The organism is Streptomyces sp. CB02400 (genome assembly GCF_001905725.1).
GTDB classification, from domain to species: Bacteria; Actinomycetota; Actinomycetes; order Streptomycetales; family Streptomycetaceae; genus Streptomyces; species Streptomyces atrovirens.
This window is the reverse complement of sequence record NZ_LIWB01000027.1, coordinates 47154-65389: the sequence shown is the minus strand read 5'-3', so window position 1 is coordinate 65389 and position 18236 is coordinate 47154. Positions and strand designations below refer to the sequence as shown.

General features: G+C 70.4%; 14 protein-coding genes. 8 read left to right on the top strand and 6 right to left on the bottom strand.

What is annotated here, in order from left to right:
• Positions 1 to 2: 2 nt before the first annotated feature.
• Both AMK33_RS37935 and AMK33_RS37930 read right to left on the bottom strand, forming a co-directional pair.
• A complete protein-coding gene (locus AMK33_RS37935) occupies positions 3 to 1190 on the bottom strand; it encodes an MAB_1171c family putative transporter (RefSeq protein WP_073937819.1) in 1188 nt (395 codons plus the stop codon).
• Complete coding sequence (locus tag AMK33_RS37930; RefSeq protein WP_073937818.1) at positions 1187 to 1702, bottom strand: toxin; 516 nt, start codon at positions 1700 to 1702, stop codon at positions 1187 to 1189. The genes AMK33_RS37935 and AMK33_RS37930 overlap by 4 nt, the downstream gene beginning before the upstream one ends.
• 269 nt (positions 1703 to 1971) lie before the next feature.
• Here AMK33_RS37930 and AMK33_RS37925 point away from each other — a divergent pair, with 269 nt between their 5' ends.
• From AMK33_RS37925 to arfA, 5 genes are all read left to right on the top strand, one after another.
• Positions 1972 to 3321: an extracellular solute-binding protein gene (locus AMK33_RS37925; RefSeq protein ID WP_073937847.1), complete on the top strand. Its 1350-nt coding sequence runs from the start codon at positions 1972 to 1974 to the stop codon at positions 3319 to 3321.
• Positions 3318 to 4259 (top strand): carbohydrate ABC transporter permease, encoded by a 942-nt coding sequence (locus tag AMK33_RS37920; protein WP_073937817.1) that lies wholly within the window; start codon positions 3318 to 3320, stop codon positions 4257 to 4259. Before AMK33_RS37925 ends, AMK33_RS37920 begins: the two co-directional genes overlap by 4 nt.
• Entirely contained in the window at positions 4256 to 5122 is an 867-nt protein-coding gene (locus AMK33_RS37915; RefSeq protein ID WP_073937816.1) for a carbohydrate ABC transporter permease, read from the top strand. The genes AMK33_RS37920 and AMK33_RS37915 overlap by 4 nt, the downstream gene beginning before the upstream one ends.
• 21 nt (positions 5123 to 5143) lie before the next feature.
• Positions 5144 to 6112, top strand: a complete 969-nt coding sequence (locus AMK33_RS37910; protein WP_073937815.1) for an arabinan endo-1,5-alpha-L-arabinosidase — start codon at positions 5144 to 5146, stop codon at positions 6110 to 6112.
• 65 nt (positions 6113 to 6177) lie between these two features.
• Positions 6178 to 7683, top strand: coding sequence for an arabinosylfuranosidase ArfA (gene arfA / locus AMK33_RS37905; protein WP_073937814.1), 1506 nt, complete (start codon positions 6178 to 6180; stop codon positions 7681 to 7683).
• 30 nt (positions 7684 to 7713) lie between these two features.
• Here the strand turns inward: arfA and AMK33_RS37900 are convergent, their stop codons facing one another.
• Positions 7714 to 10554: a glycoside hydrolase family 35 protein gene (locus AMK33_RS37900; RefSeq protein ID WP_073937813.1), complete on the bottom strand. Its 2841-nt coding sequence runs from the start codon at positions 10552 to 10554 to the stop codon at positions 7714 to 7716.
• A 328-nt stretch (positions 10555 to 10882) separates the two neighbouring features.
• Between AMK33_RS37900 and AMK33_RS37895 the strand changes: the two genes are divergently transcribed.
• The 3 genes from AMK33_RS37895 (at position 10883) to AMK33_RS37885 (ending at position 14139) form a co-directional block, all read left to right on the top strand.
• Positions 10883 to 11533 (top strand): DUF4360 domain-containing protein, encoded by a 651-nt coding sequence (locus tag AMK33_RS37895; protein WP_073937812.1) that lies wholly within the window; start codon positions 10883 to 10885, stop codon positions 11531 to 11533.
• 213 nt (positions 11534 to 11746) lie between these two features.
• Positions 11747 to 12724 carry an arabinan endo-1,5-alpha-L-arabinosidase gene (locus tag AMK33_RS37890; protein WP_073937811.1) on the top strand — a complete coding sequence of 326 codons (978 nt, stop codon included), beginning with the start codon at positions 11747 to 11749 and terminating at the stop codon, positions 12722 to 12724.
• A complete protein-coding gene (locus tag AMK33_RS37885; RefSeq protein ID WP_073937810.1) occupies positions 12706 to 14139 on the top strand; it encodes a family 43 glycosylhydrolase in 1434 nt (477 codons plus the stop codon). Before AMK33_RS37890 ends, AMK33_RS37885 begins: the two co-directional genes overlap by 19 nt.
• Positions 14140 to 14240: 101 nt before the next feature.
• On the opposite strand, the gene AMK33_RS37880 is transcribed toward AMK33_RS37885, so the two are convergent.
• The 3 genes from AMK33_RS37880 to AMK33_RS37870 all read right to left on the bottom strand — a co-directional run bounded on the left by AMK33_RS37880 (position 14241) and on the right by AMK33_RS37870 (position 18235).
• Positions 14241 to 15452 (bottom strand): helix-turn-helix domain-containing protein, encoded by a 1212-nt coding sequence (locus tag AMK33_RS37880; RefSeq protein ID WP_073937809.1) that lies wholly within the window; start codon positions 15450 to 15452, stop codon positions 14241 to 14243.
• 214 nt (positions 15453 to 15666) lie between these two features.
• Positions 15667 to 16608: a hypothetical protein gene (locus AMK33_RS37875; RefSeq protein WP_073937808.1), complete on the bottom strand. Its 942-nt coding sequence runs from the start codon at positions 16606 to 16608 to the stop codon at positions 15667 to 15669.
• A 34-nt stretch (positions 16609 to 16642) separates the two neighbouring features.
• Positions 16643 to 18235 (bottom strand): DUF6801 domain-containing protein, encoded by a 1593-nt coding sequence (locus tag AMK33_RS37870; protein WP_073937807.1) that lies wholly within the window; start codon positions 18233 to 18235, stop codon positions 16643 to 16645.
• Position 18236: the final 1 nt, after the last annotated feature.

Below are 18236 nucleotides of genomic sequence, written 5' to 3'. Positions count from 1 at the left end.
GTTCACGCGGTCCCCGCCGTGGTCGTACCGCTCGGCACCGCGCCGGCCGCCGGCACCGGGGCCGCACCGGCCAGCGCGTCGGCGATCCGGACCAGGGCGGCCGGGTCCGGCACCCGGTCCAGCATCTGACCATCGCCGCCGTCGCGCGGCGGGACCCGGCGCCCCGCGTCCGCCTCCTCCCGTACCGCCGCGGTGATCACCGCCGCCCACGCGGCGGCCTCCGCGCGTTCCGCCTCCCCCGTCGCCGCCAGCACACCGGCGCGGGTCCGGTCGTACAGCTCCCGGTCGAAGTAGGGGTCCAGGTGGCTCAGCGCGTTGTGGACGCTGGTCTGCCGCCACATCAGCCGTGTCGTGGGGGAGGCGAGCCTGGGCCGGGGCAGCCGCAGCGTCCGGCGGGTGAGGAGGTCGTCCAGCGCCCGCTCCAGCGGTTCAAGGCGGGCGTACGTCCGCCGCGCCCGCCGCCACTCGGTGATCCGGGGCGCCGCCAGCGGCACCAGCACCCCGACGACCGTCAGCAGGGCGCCGAGCCCGGCGGCGGCCGGGGAGACGGTGGTGCCGAGCTTCGACCAGTCCCGGCCGGACCAGCGGGCGCCCACCGCGACCAGCTTGGCCACGCTGTACCCGGCCCCGCACAGCGAACCGGTGCCGAGCAGCGTCAGCCCCGCCCGCAGCCCGCCCCGTACCCGGCGTGCCCAGCGCAGCGCCGACACGGTGGTGACGGTCACCGCGGTGAGGTGCGCGACCAGGTAGAGCACGATCATCTGGGCGATGAACGGCGTCGTCGCGTAGTAGGTGTCCAGGTCGGTACGGCGTTCCACGGGCGCCTCACCGAGCGCGAACGTCACCGTGATGCCGAGGACGACGACGGCGTAGGCGAGCAGCCAGCGGCGGGCGGTGCGGCGCACCCGGGGCCCGCCGCGCCAGTGCACGACGAGGAGCTGGGACGCGGCGCAGTACCCGGTGATCGCCACGTAGGTGACCGGCGCCGCGAGGTTGGGCACGTCGCCGATGCGGTTGACGGCGCCGACCGTCGGCGGCGCCCCCAGGAAGAAGCACAGCCCCGCCAGGCCCAGCACCGCGCAGATCGCCCGCAGGTACGGATCGCGCCGGTGCCGCAGCAGGTCGGGGGCCCGTACCAGCAGGCCGAGCCACAGCGCCCCGCAGCTCACGTAGTTGATCAGGCCGCTCATCTCCTGGTCCCGCGGTAGTTGAGCGCGGCCCCGATGCGTCCGGCGAGGTCCCGCGGGTTCTCGGGGTCGCCGCCCTCCGCGGCGTACACCGAGTCGGTGGAGGCCTCCAGCCAGGTGCGCAGCCGGCGGCCCATCAGCATGCCGAAGCGGTCGGCCTCCTGCTCCTCCGCCAGGCTGAAGTCGGTGCGCGCGGCGACGGGTCCGGGCCGTCCGTCGGTGTCGGCCCGCCGGCGGCTCATGTGCCACACCTCGTGGCAGAGGATCACGATCTGGTGCCAGACGGCGGCCCGCTCGTCGACCACCACGTCGTCGTGGCCCTCGCGCTCCAGCCACAGCCCGCTCGCCGTGTGCGGGGGGAACGCCGCCCGGTGGACGACCACGTCACGCCCCCGCCAGGCGCTGACGGAGGCGACCAGCGCCTCGAACAGGACCTCGGGGTCCGCCGGGACCGCCACCCGGATGGGGCCGATGAGGGCGTCAGCGAGACGCCGCATCTCCTTCCTGGTACGCACCGCTGTCTCCCTGTTCCCCTGGGTGTTGCCCGGTCACCTGTGCAATATGCCAAGTCGGGTGCCGTCCCGGCCAGTTCCCCGTGCGACGCGGTCACCCGGTGACCGCCACGGTGTCCCCGGGTGCCACGGCCAGGGTAGGGCGCTCGGCAAGTCCCGCTGTGAGTTCTTGTCCGAACCATTGACGCGCCCGCCCATCACATTTACGGTCCGTTCGAAGTTACGGGCGTCATTCGATATCTCGAACAATCCATGAGCAGATGGGGCAGGGCATGGGACGACCTGGCCTGAATCGCAGGCAACTCCTCGCCGGACTAGGCGGGTTGACCGTCGCCGGAAGCTTCGGCTTCGCGGCGCTCGGGACCGGGGCCGACGCGCTCGCCTCCGGTGCGGACACCCGCGTGCGCTACTGGAACCTCTTCAGCGGCGGCGACGGATACAACATGATCTCGATGCTGGACTCCTTCCGGGCGGCGAATCCCGGTATCGACGTGAAGGACTCCACCCTCCAGTGGGGCAACCCCTTCTACACCAAGCTCGCCATGGCGGCCGCGGGCAACCGCGCCCCCGACCTCGGGGTCATGCACATGGGCCGGGTCACCGGCTTCTCGCCGGGGCGGCTCCTCGACGCCTGGGACGTGGGCCTCCTCGCGAAGTACGGCGTGCGCGAGGAGGACTACAACCCCGCGCTGTGGAACCGCGGCGTCATCGACGGCAAGCTCTACGCCCTGCCGCTCGACATCCACGTCCAGCTCTGCTTCTACCGCAAGGACGTGCTGAAGAAGGCGGACCTGCTCGGCGACGACGGCCGGATGATCCCGGTGACCTCCACCACCGAGTGGTTCGACGTCCTGAAGAAGGCCAAGAAGGCCCAGAAGAAGGGCCTGCAGACCATCGGCCTGTGGACCAACGACCAGAACTTCCAGTGGTGGTTCTTCGTCGCCTTCTACACCCAGCTCGGCGGCACCTGGTTCGACGACGCCAACACCGAGGTCACCTTCGACACCGACAAGGCCACCGAGGTCCTGGAGTTCCTCCGCCGGCACGTCACCGACGGGTACGTCATCCCGGGCGCGCCGACCGGCGAGCAGTTCATCAACGGTGCCCCGTTCACCTGGGAGGGCAACTGGTCGGTGCCGGTCTTCTCCGGAGCGGAGCTGGACTACGGCGCCACCCCGCTGCCGCCCGTCTTCGGCGAGCAGGCCACCCACGCCGAGTCGCACGCCTTCGTGCTCCCGCACCAGGCCGGCCGCGGCGGCGCCACCAACGAGGCCGCCCACCAGCTCGCCGCCTACATCGTCCAGCACGCCCAGCAGTGGGCCGCCGGCGGACACATCCCCGCCCACACGCCGACCCTGTCCACGGACGCGTACAAGAAGCTCGCACCGCAGAACGAGTACGTCTCGGCCATGGACCACCAGGCCACCGAGCCGAAGGTGTGGTTCGCGGGCTCCACCGGCGTCCTCGCCCAGGACCTCGGCCCCGTCGTCGTCTCCTCGACGATGGGCTCCGCCAAGCCGGACGCCGTCGCACGGCGGATGAAGAGCCGGCTCACCACGCTCCTCGCCTCGAAGAACCCGATGGACGGCAGGACAGCCGCGCAGGGAGGTGCGGTCGCATGACGACGACCAGTGCAGAGACCGTCATCCGCCCGGCACGCGCGAAGACCGCCACCGCCGGCGCCACCGTCCGCCGCAAGCAGGGCTTCCAGCACGGGGGCTGGTTCGTCGCCCCCTTCCTGGCGCTCTTCGTGCTGTTCATCGTCTGGCCGCTGCTGCGCGGCGTCTACCTCAGCTTCACGGACGCCAACATCTCCGGCGAGGGCGCGAGCTTCGTCGGCCTCGACAACTACCGCGAGGCGCTGAACGACTCGGCGATGTGGGACGCGCTCGGCCACAGCGCGTACTTCACGCTCCTGGTCGTGCCCTGCATCACCGTCATGGCCTTCCTCCTCGCGATGCTCGCCCACCACATCGAACGCGGCAAGTGGCTGTGGCGGCTGTGCTTCTTCGTCCCGTTCCTGCTGCCGTCGACGGTCGCGGCCAACATGTGGCAGTGGCTGTTCACCCAGGGCATCGGCCTGTTCAACCACACCCTCGGGACCGACACGCCCTGGCTGACCGACAAGTCGTACGCCATGCTCGCCATCGTGATCCAGACCCTGTGGTGGACGGTCGGGTTCAGCTTCCTGCTGTACCTCGCCGCCCTCCAGAGCATCCCCGGCCACCTGTACGAGGCGGCCAAGCTGGACGGGGCGAACGCCTGGCACCGCATGGTCCACATCACCCTGCCGATGCTGCGCAACATCACCGGCCTGGTGATCGCGCTCCAGATCCTCGCCTCGCTGCAACTGTTCGACCAGGCCGTCGTGATGATGGACTTCAGCCCCGGACCGGAGCTCAGCACCCGCTCCTTCGTCCAGTACACCCTCGAACAGGGCTTCACCAGCTACCGCGTGGGCTATGCCTCCGCGATGTCCATCATCTTCTTCGTGCTCATCGCAGCCGTCGCCCTGGCGCGGATGTGGCTGCTGCGCAACCGTGAGGAGGGCGGCCGATGACCACCGTCGCGACCACGCCGATACGCACCAAGTCCCGCAAGCGCTGGACGCCCAGCCAGATCGTCCTCACCCTGCTCGGCACCGCCGTCTCCGCCGTCTTCGTGGCGCCGATCGCCGCGGCCCTGCTCACCTCGCTCAAGTCCGAGGCGGAGGCCGCCGAGATCCCGCCGCACTGGCTGCCGGAGGTCTGGACGGGCCAGGCCTGGAAGGCGCTCTTCGAGACCGGCAACATCACCAACTGGCTGGTGAACTCCCTGGTGGTGTCCGTCTGCGTGACGGCGATCGTGCTGGTGACCAGCGCCCTCGCCGGATACGGTTTCGCCCGCACCGAGTTCCGCGGCAAGAACGTCCTGATGGGTGTCGTCATGGCCGGACTCATGGTCTCCCCGGCCGTGCTCGGCGTCCCCCTGTTCACCACCGTCCAGCAGATGGGCATGGTCGACACCTACTGGGGCATGATCCTGCCGCAGTGCGCGCCCGCCGCGATGGTCTACATCCTCTACAAGTTCTTCCAGGGCATCCCGCGCGAACTGGAGGAGGCCGCCTTCATCGACGGCGCCGGCCGCTGGCGCGTCTTCTTCACGATCATCGTGCCGCTCTCCCGCCCCTCCCTCGCGGCCGTCGGCATCTTCACCTTCATCAGCTCGTGGAACAACTTCCTGTGGCCCTACATGGTCACCAACAACCCCGACCTGATGACCATGCCGAACGGCATCGCGACCGTCATGAACTCCTACGGCATCCAGTGGGCCCAGCTCATGGCCGGCGGCCTCATGGCGGGCCTGCCCCTGATCATCGTCTTCGTCTTCTTCCAGCGCCAGATCGTGGCGGGCGTCGCCCACACCGGTCTGGCCGGCCAGTGATCCCACCGAGGGGAGCCTGATGTGAAACGCCTGAGACTCGTCACCCTCCTGGCCGCCGCGGTCGTGGCCCTGCTGCCGACCACCGCCCAGGCGGACGTGACCTACCCCGACCCCCAGCCGGTCACCGGCCAGCAGATCATCCACGACCCGACCGTGATGCGCCTCAAGTCCGGCGGCTACGTGGCCTATTCGACCGGCGGCGTCATCGGCGCCCGCACCTCGAAGGACCGCGTCCACTGGACGGACGCGGGCAACGCCTTCGCCGAACCCCCCGCCTGGTGGTACGAGTACAACGACACCGGCGACCCCTGGGCCCCCGACCTCACCTACCGCGCCGGCCGCTACTGGCTGTACTACGCCGTCTCCTCCTGGGGCACCAACCACTCCGCGATCGGCGTGGCCACCTCCCGCACGGGCCTGCCCGGCACCTGGACCGACCACGGCAAGGTCTTCACCTCGGAGACCACCGACCACTGGAACGCCATCGACCCGGCGGTCGTCCAGGCCGACGGCCGCCTGTGGATGACCTTCGGCTCGTACTGGACCGGCATCCGCATGGTCGAACTGAACCCCAGAACGGGCAAGGCGATCGAGGACCCCACGGTCCACCACCTGGCCACCCGCCCCGACGAGCCGTACGCGGTCGAGGGTCCGGAGATCGTGAAACACGGCCGCCACTACTACCTGTTCGCGTCGTACGACGCGTGCTGCGCGGGCGTGAACTCGACGTACAAGATCAAGGTCGGCCGCTCGACATCGATCACCGGCCCGTACGTCGACAGCAAGGGCACCCCGATGCTGGAAGGCGGCGGCGACCTCCTCCTCGCCGGCCACGGCAAGTACGTGGGCACGGGCGGCCAGTCGGTCTTCAGGGACAAGGGCCGCGACTGGCTGGCCTACCACTATTACGACGCCGAGGACGAAGGCACCCCCAAGCTGGGGCTCAACCGGCTGAACTGGCAAAAGAACGGCTGGCCCACAGTCTTTTAGGGGCGCGGGGAACTGCGCGACCAGCCACAACGCACCCGCACTCGAAAACGCACCGAAAGGAACCCATGCGCACCGCCCGTTTCACCCTGGACCCCGCCTTCACCGTAGGTGAGGTAAACCCCCGCCTCTTCGGATCGTTCGTAGAACATCTGGGTCGCTGCGTATACACCGGCATCTTCGAACCGGACCACCCCACCGCGGACGCGGAGGGCATCCGCACAGACGTCCTGGACCTCGTCAGGGAACTCGGCGTCACCGCCATCCGCTACCCCGGCGGCAACTTCGTCTCCGGCTACAAGTGGGAGGACTCCGTAGGCCCGGTGGAGGACCGCCCCCGCCGCCTGGACCTCGCCTGGCGCTCCACGGAGACCAACCGCTTCGGCCTCTCCGAGTACATCGCGTTCCTGAAGAAGATCGGCCCCCAGGCCGAGCCCATGATGGCCGTCAACCTCGGCACCCGGGGCGTCGCCGAGGCCCTGGAGCTCCAGGAGTACTCCAACCACCCCGCCGGCACGGCCCTTTCGGACCTGCGCGTCGAGCACGGCGACAAGGACCCGTTCGACATCCGCATGTGGTGCCTCGGCAACGAGATGGACGGCCCCTGGCAGACCGGTCACAAGACCGCCGAGGAGTACGGCCGGATCGCCGCCGAGACCGCCCGCGCCATGCGCCAGATCGACCCGGGTGTCGAGCTCGTCGCCTGCGGCTCCTCCGGCCAGTCCATGGAGACCTTCGCCGAGTGGGAGGCGACGGTCCTCAAGGAGACGTACGACCTGGTCGACTACATCTCCCTGCACGCCTACTACGAGCCGCTCGACGGGGACGTCGACTCCTTCCTCGCCTCCGCCGTCGACATGGAGTCCTTCATCGAGAACGTGGTCGCCACCTGCGACCACATCGGCGCCCGCCTCAAGTCCAAGAAGAAGATCAACCTCTCCTTCGACGAGTGGAACGTCTGGTACCTCTCCCGCACGGAAGCCCAGGTCAGCGCCCTGGACTGGCCCGAGGCCCCCCGCCTCCTGGAGGACAACTACAACGTCACCGACGCCGTCGTCTTCGGCTCGCTGCTCATCGCGCTGCTCCGGCACGCGGACCGCGTCACCGTCGCCTGTCTCGCCCAGCTCGTCAACGTGATCGCCCCGATCATGACCGAGCCCGGCGGCCCGGCCTGGCGGCAGACGACGTTCTTCCCGTTCGCCCAGGCCTCGAAGTACGGCCGGGGCGATGTGCTCGACGTCCGCGTGGACTCACCGACGTACGAGACGAAGAAGTACGGCGAGGCCGACCTGCTGCACGCCACCGCCGTGCGCGCCGAGGACGGCACGGTCACCGTGTTCGCCGTCAACCGCAGCCGCACCGAGTCGCTGCCGCTGGACGTCGCCCTCAACGGCCTCGACCTCACCTCGGTCGTCGAGCACAGCGCCCTCGCGGACGCCGACCCCGACGCCCGCAACACCCTCGCCGAGCCCGAGCGGGTCGTCCCGCACACGGTCGGCGGCACGGCCCTGGAGGACGGCCGGCTCTCCGCCGTACTGGAGCCGCTGTCCTGGAACGTGATCCGGCTGGCGTGAGCCACCGGGGCGGTGGGCTCACCCTCCGGCTCACCTCCCCGGTGAGTCCACCGCCTCCACCGGAACCCCGCCCTGCACCGCGCCCAGCAGGGTCAGCCGTACATCACGCGGGCCCGACGGTGTGGTCCCGTCGGACAGCACCGCCAGGGCCAGTGTGTTGGTCCCACGTGTGCGCAGAATCCCGTTCGGCAGGACGAAGGTGTGCTGCGGGCCCACATCGTTGATGTACTGGCCCATGTTCCAGCCGTTGAGGAAGACCTGGACCCGGTAGGCGTGCTCCGGGTCGTCGTCGATCGTGAGCCCGATCGAGGCGTCCACGTCGGTGGGTACGTCCAGCCGGAAGCCCGTCCGGCACCAGGTCACCCCCTGCCGCCGCACCTCCCGCGGGAACTCCGCGGCCCGCCACTCCCGGTCGTCGAACCCCGGCAGGTGCCAGCCCTCCCGCTCCCCGTACAGCCCGCCGTTGTTCAGCGGCCCGCGCACCCGGTCCGGTGCCGCGGCGCCCTGGATCCGCCACTCCACGCTCCGGGAGCGGCCCCCGAACTCGACGGCGACGAGCCCGCGCGCGGCCTTGTGCGTGTTCTCCGCCCGCTCGTCCCCGTCGTGCTGCATCGGCCGTACGAGCACCGACAGCACGTGCGGGCCCCGCTCGCGCCGCTTCTCCGGCACGTCGAAGGAGGCCGTCGCCGTCCACGTGCCCTGATCCGCCGTGTCCTCGTCCGGGACCGGCATGCGGTGCGTGCCCAGCGGGCGGCCGTCCAGCCAGGCCATCAGCAGTCCCTGCGTACCGGTGCTGTAGGACAGCGACACGGACTCGACGCCCCGCGTGTCCTCGAACCGCCCCCGGTACCAGACGTCGCCGTGGTGGAAGCCGTAGTCGTCCGCGAACAGGACGGGACCGTCCTCGGGCACGGGCGTCGTACTGTGCGACGACGTGCGGTCGGCGGCCGGCCACGCCGAGTCGTCGAAACCGGCCTCGGACTCCGGGTTCTCCGCCTGCCTCCGCCAGCCCTCCAGCGCGGGCAGCCGCACCTCGGGGACGCCCGGCATCAGCCCTTCCATCACCAGGCTCCCGGCCCGGCTGACACGGGTGCGCACCGGCCGCCCGTTCCAGGTCACGGCGGTGATCCCGCGCGGTGCCCACACCTCCAGGCCCATCTCGCCGACGTGGTCGCCGACGAGATGGGCGGTGGAGCCGCGCAGGGTGACCGAGCGGAGCAGCGCCGGGCCGTAGACCAGCAGTGAGCCGGACGGGGTCTCGTACGGCCACAGGTGCAGTGCCGTCGCGTCGTCGGCGAACAGCAGCACCATGGGCGTCTCGGAGTCCCCGCCCTCGACCAGCACCCTGCTCAGTCCGCCCACCCCGAGCGGCACCACGACGTTCAGCCTGCCCCGGTCGTAGGACCATCCGGGCTCGTCGTCCAGCCGGTTGGTGACCGGCTCGGTGTCGCAGTCCAGCGCGACCTGTGCCGTCTCACCGCTGCGGCCCGTGAACAGGGCGATGTCCTGCCGTCCGACGGTCGTGTTCAGCATGGGCTGCGCGGTGGTGTACGCCAGTTTCCGCCGGCCCAGTTCCAGGCCGGTGGTGAGCAGCTTGGCGTCGTGGGCGCCGACGGTGACCGGTACGTCGATGCCGGTGTCCGGCAGCATCGAGCCGACCGGCTCCGCGGAGTCGTTGTGCAGGACGTACACCTGGGCGCCGGTGTCGGGGTTGGCCAGGTGGCGCACCTTCAGCCGGTCGTCCTCGGCCCGTACCTCCTCCGCCGGGTCCAGCCGGGCGAGGTCGGGCACGGTCCGCAGCAGATGGCCGAGCTGCTGGAGCGCGGCCATCTTCGGCGTCGGCCGGCGGCCCTCGGTGATCGCCGCCCCGTAGTCGTACGAGGTGTAGACGCCCGGCGAGGGAAGCCAGCCCCACGAGGTCCCGCCGAACGCCACGCCGACGTTGTGCACCGTGGCGCCGTCGGCGAGGCTCGTGAGGTGGTCGCGCCGCTCGTGGGCCGCGCCGTGCGTCCGCCGCACCTCCGCGTACCCCTTGCCGCCGGAGGTGGCCCCGCCCCACGGATCGGCCGCCCCGCCGGCCGCCGCGGCCACGAACGAGGGCGTCGGCCGGCCGGTCCCGCCCTCACCGAAGTGCCCGTCCGCGTGGAAGAGCGGTACGTCGATGCGGTCGGCGCGCGCCTTGTCGTACAGGTGGGTCAGATAGGCCCGCCCGGCCGGATCGCCGATGGAGACCCCGGACCCGTCCTCGAACTGGTACAGCAGCACGGTGCCGCCGCCCGCGGTGAACAGGTGCCGGACGGCGATGCGGTTGACGGCGCTCAGCCACTCGTCGACGTGCCGCAGGTACTCGGGGTCGGCGGTGCGGGCGCGGCCCCCGGTGGCCGTCAGCCACCCGGGGAAGCCGCCGGCGTCGAGATCGGCGGAGCCGAGGTACGGGCCGGGACGCAGGATGACGTACAGCCGCTCCTCGGCGGCCATGGTCAGGAAGAGGTCCAGGTCCCGCACGCCGGTGAAGTCGTACGTTCCGGGCGCCGGGGAGTGGTAGTTCCACGGCACGGGGACGCTGACCGCGTTGCACCCGCCCGCGCGCAGCTTCTGCAGCACGTCCCGCCACAGGGACGGGCTGGGCAGCCGGAAGGGGTGCAGCTCGCCGGACCACAGCACCAGGCGCCGGCCGTCGACCAGCAGCGAGTACCGGTCGTAGCCGATCCGGTGCCGCTTGCCGTCCGCGCTCGGAGGAGGCGGCGGCGGGCCCGTCGGCACGCTGCGCGGTCCGTGCGCGCCGGTCGCCGCCCCGCCGCTGCCGGCCAGCGCGAGACCGAGCGCCGCCGTACCGGCCAGGGCGGTGAAGGTACGCCTGCTGAGCTCCAAGGGAGCGCCTCCTGCTTGTACTGCCACACGGGGTGCCGGTGGGCCATTGTCCATGAACCGGCGCCTCCGCGTTCACACGAGGGTTCCGGTACGCCTGTTTCCTCCCGGTTCGGTGTGACGGAAGTGAATGGCCGGAGTTCACCCTGTCCGCCGGTCGCGGGGCTTCGTACGATGCGAGCGCTCCCGGCCTTCACCGCACCTTCATGCCTCCTTCACGAGGCCGGGAGCGCATGCGCGTGTGTTGTTGGCATGTACATGACGCTTCAACCGTCTCAGTGATCCATGACAGCAAGGCGAGACATCACCCCCCACCGAAGGATGGAGAACCATGGCTGGTGGACTGCTCCTGAGTGCGGCGGCAGCCGCGCTCCTCACCGCCGCGTTACCCGCGCACAACCCGGCGACCGGTTTCGAGGACCCGCCGCCGGACAAGATCGTCATCAAGGTCGCCACAGTGAACGGTTCCGGTTGCCCCCAGGGCACCGCCGCGGTCGCCGTCTCCGCGGACAACACCGCCTTCACCGTGACGTACAGCGACTACCTCGCCCAGGCCGGCGGGAACTCCGCCCCCACGGACTCCCGCAAGAACTGCCAGCTCAGCCTGCTGGTGCACGTCCCCCAGGGCTTCACCTACGCCATCGCCAGCGCCGACTACCGGGGCTTCGCCTCGCTCCAGCCCGGCGCGAAGGGGACGCAGCGGGCGTCGTACTACTTCCAGGGCTCCCCGAACACGGAGTACCGCAGCCACCCCTTCGCGGGCCCCCTCGACGACAACTGGCAGGCCACGGACGAGACCGACTGGGCCCAACTGGTCTACGCACCCTGCGGGGTGCAGCGCAACTTCAACATCAACACGGAGCTGCGGGTGAGCGCGGGCACCACGGCGCCCGACGACGTCAGCTTCATGACGATGGACTCCACGGACGGGGACATCAGCACCGTGTACCACCTCGCGTGGAAGGAGTGCCCGGAGGAGTGAGGGCCCGCTGAGAAGCGGGAACGGGAGCGGGCGGGCCGGCGCGGTGCATGCGCGGCCCGCCCGCTTCTTTCGGCGGGGCCGTCCGTGCGGAGGCAAGTGGGGCCGCGCGGACCATTGACGCGCAAGTGGTTCGATTCTACGGTCCGTTCGAACTTGCGATCGCTGTTCGGAATCCCGAACGGTCTCCTCACCCCACCGCAAGGAGAACCCCGCATGAGCCGCACCCTCCGAAAGCGCACCGCCCTCCTCGCGATCCCCACCGCCGCCCTCCTGGCGCTGATGCCGACCACCGCCTCGGCGTACCCCAACCCCGGCCGCGTCACCGGGTCCGTCATCACGCACGACCCGTCGATGATCCGGACCTCCTCCGGGCAGTACCTCCTCTACGCCACCGGCGGCGGCATCTCCAACAAGGCCTCCACCGACCGCACCGCCTTCTCCGCCGGCGCCGACGCGTTCTCGTCCCGGCCGAGCTGGTGGCGGAACTACTCCTCCGTACCGGAGGCCTGGGCGCCGGACATCTCGTACCACGGCGGCAAGTACCTGATGTACTACTCCGTCTCGAAGTTCGGGTCGAACACCTCCGCCATCGGGCTGGCCGGCTCGACCACCGGACAGCCGGGCAGCTGGAGCGACTACGGCATCGTCCACACGTCGAACTCCTCCAGCGACTACAACGCCATCGACCCCAACCTCTTCGTCGACGACGACGGCAAGTGGTGGCTGTCCTTCGGCAGTTGGTGGACCGGGATCAAGATGATCCAGATCAACCCCTCCACCGGGAAGCAGCTCTCCTCCCACACCACCCGCTACTCGCTCGCCTCCCGCCCCTCCGGGACGAAGGCCGTCGAGGCGCCGTTCATCGTCAAACGGAACGGCTACTACTACCTCTTCGCCTCGTACGACACCTGCTGCGCCGGCACCAGCTCCACCTACAAGGTCAAGGTCGGCCGCGCCACCAGCGTCACCGGGCCGTACCGCGACAAGAACGGCGTCTCGATGATGAACAACGGCGGTACGCCCGTACTCGAGTCGCACGGCAGCGTCATCGGCCCCGGCGGCCAGTCGATCATGAACGACGTCGACGGGGACCTGATCGTCTACCACTACTACGACGGCAACGACAACGGCACCCCCAAGCTCGGCATCAACCTCCTGAACTGGAGCAGCGGATGGCCCGTCGCCTACTGACCCTGCTGGCCGCGCTGCTGCTCGCCCTGTCGCTCGGGCAGTCGTCCGCGCAGGCGGCCTCCTTCGGCAACCCCGTCAAGGCCCAGAAGGGCGCCGACCCCTGGATCGTCCGCCACGACGGCGACTACTACCTGATCAGCACGTCCTGGACCGACGTCATCACCATCCGCAAGTCGCCCACCCTCGGCGGTCTCGCCACCGCCCCCAGCGTGCAGGTGTGGCAGGGCGACGCGGCCTCCCGGTGCTGCAACATCTGGGCGCCGGAACTGCACTACCTCAACGGCCGCTGGTACCTGTACTACGTCGCCGGGCAGAACATCGCCGACTACAACCCCACCCAGCGCAGCCACGTCCTGGAGAGCGCCGGGTCCGACCCCATGGGGCCGTACAGCTACAAGGGGCAGCTCAACTCCAGTTGGATGCTGGACCCCACCGTCGCCACCATCGACGGACGGCTGTATCTCTTCGGCAGCACGCACAACGGGACGCAGAACATCGTCGCCGCGCGCATGTCGAACCCGTACACGGTGAGTTCGTCCTTCTCGACCGTCTCCACGCCCACGTACGACTGGGAACGGCAGGGCGGCACCGTCAACGAGGGCCCGGAGATCCTCCAGCGGGGCGGCCGCACCTTCCTCGTCTACTCCGCGAGCGGCTGCTGGACCCCCGACTACAAGCTCGGCCAGCTCACCCTCACCGGCTCCGACCCGGCCTCCGCGTCCTCCTGGACCAAGAAGTCCACGCCCGTCTTCCAGCGCAGTGACGGCAACGGCGTCTACGGTCCCGGCCACAACGGCTTCTTCACCTCGCCGGACGGCACGGAGAGCTGGATCGTCTACCACGCCAACGACTCCGCGTCCGAGGGGTGCGACAACGGGCGTACGGCGAGGGCGCAGAAGTTCACCTGGAACTCGGACGGTTCGCCGAACTTCGGTACGCCCGTACGGCTCGGGGCGAGCCAGGCCGGACCCTCGGGTGAGCCCTCGAACGTCTCCACCACCTACACCCTCACCAACCGCAACAGCGGCAAGTGTCTGGATCTGTCCGGGAGTTCGTCCGCCGACGGCGCCAATGTGCAGCAGTACGCCTGCAACGGCGGAGCCAACCAGCGGTGGCGCCTGGAGGACCTCGGCGACGACACCCACCGGCTCGTCAACGTCGCCGGCGGCAAGGTGCTCGACACCGAGAACTGCTCCTCCGCCGACGGTGCCGACCTGCGGCAGTGGTCGTGGCTGGACAACACCTGCCAGCGGTTCCGGTTCGTGGCGACGGACAGTGGTCACGTCCGTATCGTCAACCAGGCCACCGGCAAGGTCGCCGACGTCGCCGGCTGCTCCACCGCGGACGGCGCCGACGTACGCCAGTGGACCTGGCTGAACAACGGCTGTCAGCAGTGGCGGCTGGACCCGGCGTAAGGCCCGCGTGAGGTCCGCGTGAGGTCCGCGTGAGGTCGGTATACGGTCGGCGTGAGGCCCGTACGAGGTCTCACGCCGGCCTCGGCGTCACCGCCTCGGGGTCACTCCGCGCTGTCGTGGCCCCGCAGGTGGAGCGAGCGGAGGGCCACCTCGATGGCGAAGCGGTGGTCGGGGTCGGCGAGCCGGTCGCCCAGGTAGGTGTCCAGCATCCGCAGGCGGTAGCGGACGGTCTGGGCGTGCACGCCCAGTATCTCGCCGACCTGTTCGGCGGGCGCCCGGGTGGAGACGTGGACCCGCAGGGTCTCGACGAGCCGGTCGCGCCGCCTGGCGGGCAACTCGTCGAGCGCGGCCAGTTCACGCGCCGCGACCCGGTCGACGAGGGCGGAGTCGGACAGCAGCCACAGGGTCGTCAGGTGATCCTCACAGCGGATCAGCGGGGCGTCGGGTATGACATCGTCGTCAACGAGCTGGAGCACACGGCGGGCCCAGCGGACGGAGTCGGCGGCCTGCGCGATCGGCACGGTCAGGCCCACCGCGGCACGGGTGCCGGTCAGGGCCGTACGGATCATGTCGAGGCGCCGGGGGGTGAGGTCCCCGGGGACGAGCAGGTGCGGCTGCGGTATGTCCAGGTCGGCGAGGACGTCCCTGTCGAGTCCCGCCTGGATGTGCTCCGGCACCGGAGGACGCAGGGCGACGAGGAAGCACGAGCGGGGCAGCTCCCAGGCGGCGGCCTTGCACAGTTCGGAGACGGTCGTCCGGGGCATCGGCGAGGAGGCCAGGAGGAAGTGCAGTAACTGCCTCCGTAACGCCGACTCCTCGGAGGCGGCCCGCTCCCGCACCTCCGCGTACCCCTCGCGGGTGATCGCCTCCAGCTCCTCGACGTATGCGAAGAGGGCGTCGGCGAAGGCGAGGACCAGTGCGGGGGAGAGGCTGTACTGCCGTCCCAGTGTCTTGGCCCGGCGCAGTGCGATGCGGGCGCCGAGCCGGTAGGCGCCCTGCAGGACCTCCAGGTCACGGCCCTCGTAGGCCTCCACCCGGCCGAATCTGCGCAGCAGTTCGTCCCGCAGCTCCGAGCTGCTGCCGGGGTCGGCCACCCGGTCCACGAAGGCGGTCAGCGCCTGCTCGACGCCTTGGCGGATCGCGTCCCCGTCCGGGCCGTTGAGCAGCCTGCCGTACACCGGGTAGGTGCGGGTGACCTCGGTCCGTATCTCGTTCAGCAGCCCCGGAAGCAGCGGTCGCATGAAGGCCGCGAACTTCTTGGGGAGCGGGTCGAGCGGTTCACCGAGCACCGAGGGACGCGCGCTTGAGGGCATGAGTGATCCCCTTGCTCTCCGACATGTCCGGTGGGGCGGCCGGCCGGGCCCCGCCCTCGTCGGGCGGTACCCGGACCGGTCCACCGGTGTTCACCGGCTTGGCAAGCTGACGGTAAATCAACTTTGTTGTGTTGTACATCACTTGTGGAGGAATCGCGTCACGGTTGTGAGAGTCGACCGCCGGGGCGGCCGCGCGGTTCCGGTCCCGTGGTGGCTACTCGGCGGCGGAGTGCCAGTTCTCCGCCAGGACCTTGCCGGCGTCGGGGGCGGCGGTCCCGGGGGCGTTGAGGCCGGTGAGGTGGGTCTGCGTGTCGTTGAGGGTCAGGCTGTTGTTCCCGGAGGCGGAGGGCAGCCCGGTCTTCGCGTTCACCGCGGCGTTGATCAGACCGATGTTCAGGCCGCAGCCGGTGGCGCCGGGAACGGCGAAGGTGCTGTCGTTCTGGGTGGCGCCGGTGAGGTTGATCCGGCTCATCTCGCCGGCCGGGTCGAGGGTGCCGTCACCCTGGAAGAAGGTCATCCCGAACGCCGGGTACTCGCGGTTCTCGGGGCGCAGCACGATCGGGTCGGCGGCCGTTCCGATGTAGCACTTGCTGCCGAGGAGCGGGTTCTCCAGGTGGATGCGGACCGGCAGGGCGACGATGGGTGTGTCCGTGAGGACGCCCGCGGTCTGGTCGAAGGCGTAGGGCGCGCCGACGGACTCCATGGTCGCGGTGATCTTGTTGAGGCTGGAGTTCTCCAGCGACTCGCAGATGCCCGTGATCACGAATATGTCGCTCGGGCACATCAGGCCGAGCAGTCCGCCGGGCACGGTGGCGGGCTCGGCGACCAGCGCGCCGGAGGCCGGGGCGACCACGCTGCTGGTGCCGTCCGCGTTCTGGACGACGCCGATCTGGAGGTTGGTCCTGCCGGTCGTCACGGTGGTGTCGCCCAGCTTGATGGAGCCGCTCGCCGAGGTGGAGACCACGCACTGCGGGGTCTTGTCGAAGCCGTCGGCGGCCAGCATCGCCGGGGCGTCCACGGGGCAGCGGGTGAAGGGAGCCCACTCGCCGTTCAGCGCGGGGTCGGCGGCGGTCGCCGTGCCCAGGGAGGCGAAGGCGCCGAGCGCGGTCAGCGCGGACACGGTGGCGAGCCGGGTGCGGGTGGAGATCGGGGGCATGGTGGTGGCCTTCCGTGGAGTGGGGGACAGGGGATCAGTGCTCGGCGACGGGGATCTCGTAGGGCTGGAGGTCCTCGGTGCACTGGCCTTCGTTGGTCGGGCTCGGGAACACGGGGGCGGCGATCGCGCACGTCTGGCCCTGGACCTGCTTGATGAGGTTGCCGGGACCGGAGACGGAGGCGGTGAGCAGGCGGTCGAGGTTCTCGCCGTCGGTGCCGCAGCCGGTGAAGGCGGGGATGGTCGTCTCGCCGGACAGCGTGCCGCCGCTCAGGAGCAGGTAACCGGTGGCCGGCTGGCCGATGATCTGCTCGCCCCGGCCGTACAGCACCAGGTGGTCGCCCGGGAAGTTCGCGGGGTCCGGGTCCTCGGAGACGAGGGACGTCTCGGTCCGGCAGCCGGAACCGACGTCCAGGGGGGTCCCGTTGACCTCGAGGTCCAGTACGTGCAGGACCAGCGGGGCCCGGACGTAGGTGTCCGTGATCGTGGTGAAGTCGATCAGGCTCATCTTCATGCGTGAGTCGATCCGCATGGGGCCCGTCTGCTTCAGCACCATGGTGGCCTTCACCGGGGCGAAGTCGAAGGACAGGAAGGTCGCGTCGAAGGGCGGTGTCTGTTCGCGCTCCTGGTAGTGGAAGTTCGCGTACGACACGGTGTCGAAGATCAGGTACTCCGGGTCGGGGGGACCCATGACGGGGAGTCCCTGTTCGATCAGCACGCACGACGGCGGCAGGTACGCCGCGCTCTTCAGCTTCTTCACGTTGGCGTAGCCGGTGACGTAGGCGTTGAGCGACACGTCCGTGGGCGGGTGCTGTTCGTCGTAGCGGCACGGCGGTACGTCGCGGTCCGCGGCGGTGCCGGGCGAGTTCTCCAGCACCTTCGGCGACCGGTCCCCTCGCCGCTCCTCCGGTCGGTCCCCCTGCCCGTCCTCCGGTGAGCCCGATGGCTCCGCGGACCCGGACGGGGAAGGCGGGCCGCTCGCCCCGGGGCCGCCCGTGCCGACCGGTACGGTGGCCAGCAGCCCCTGGTCCGGAGCGTCCTCGGCGAGGGAGCAGTCGACGGTCAGTGAGCCGGGGTCGGCGGCGGCCGTGTCCGCCGGGTCCGTCGTGCCGAGCGCCAGGTCGATCGCGAGGTCGCCGGCGGTGAAGGTCAGGTCGCCGTCGCTCCGGCCGGCCACCGAGGGGACGTCGCCCTTCGTGGTCAGTGTCAGCGGTCCGGAGGCGGGAAGGGTGACGGGTTCGGCGCTTCCGCGCCAAGTCGCCGTGGCCGTCGCCGCGTTCTGGGCGACGCCCACAGCGAGCCGGGTCGCCGCCCGTACCTCGGCCGCCTCACGCGCGGTGAGATCCGCGACGGCCTCCGCCGGGAGCTCCACGGTGGTGGTGACGCCGGTGGGCGAGAACGCCTCGCCGCTCTCCGCCCGTTCCGGGAAGTCCGCCGAGATCCGCACCGTCGCGGGCAGTTGTCCCGAGGGGAGGGTGCAGATGTAGGGGAGTTCGGCCTCGACCTCCTGGGGGCCCGTGGCGGAGGCCGTGGTCGGGATCAGGGCGGCGAGCACGACGAACGCGGCGATCGACGTGGTCCGGGCGCGGGCACGGGACGGCCGCGGGGTGGCGGCTCGTTGGACTCTCATA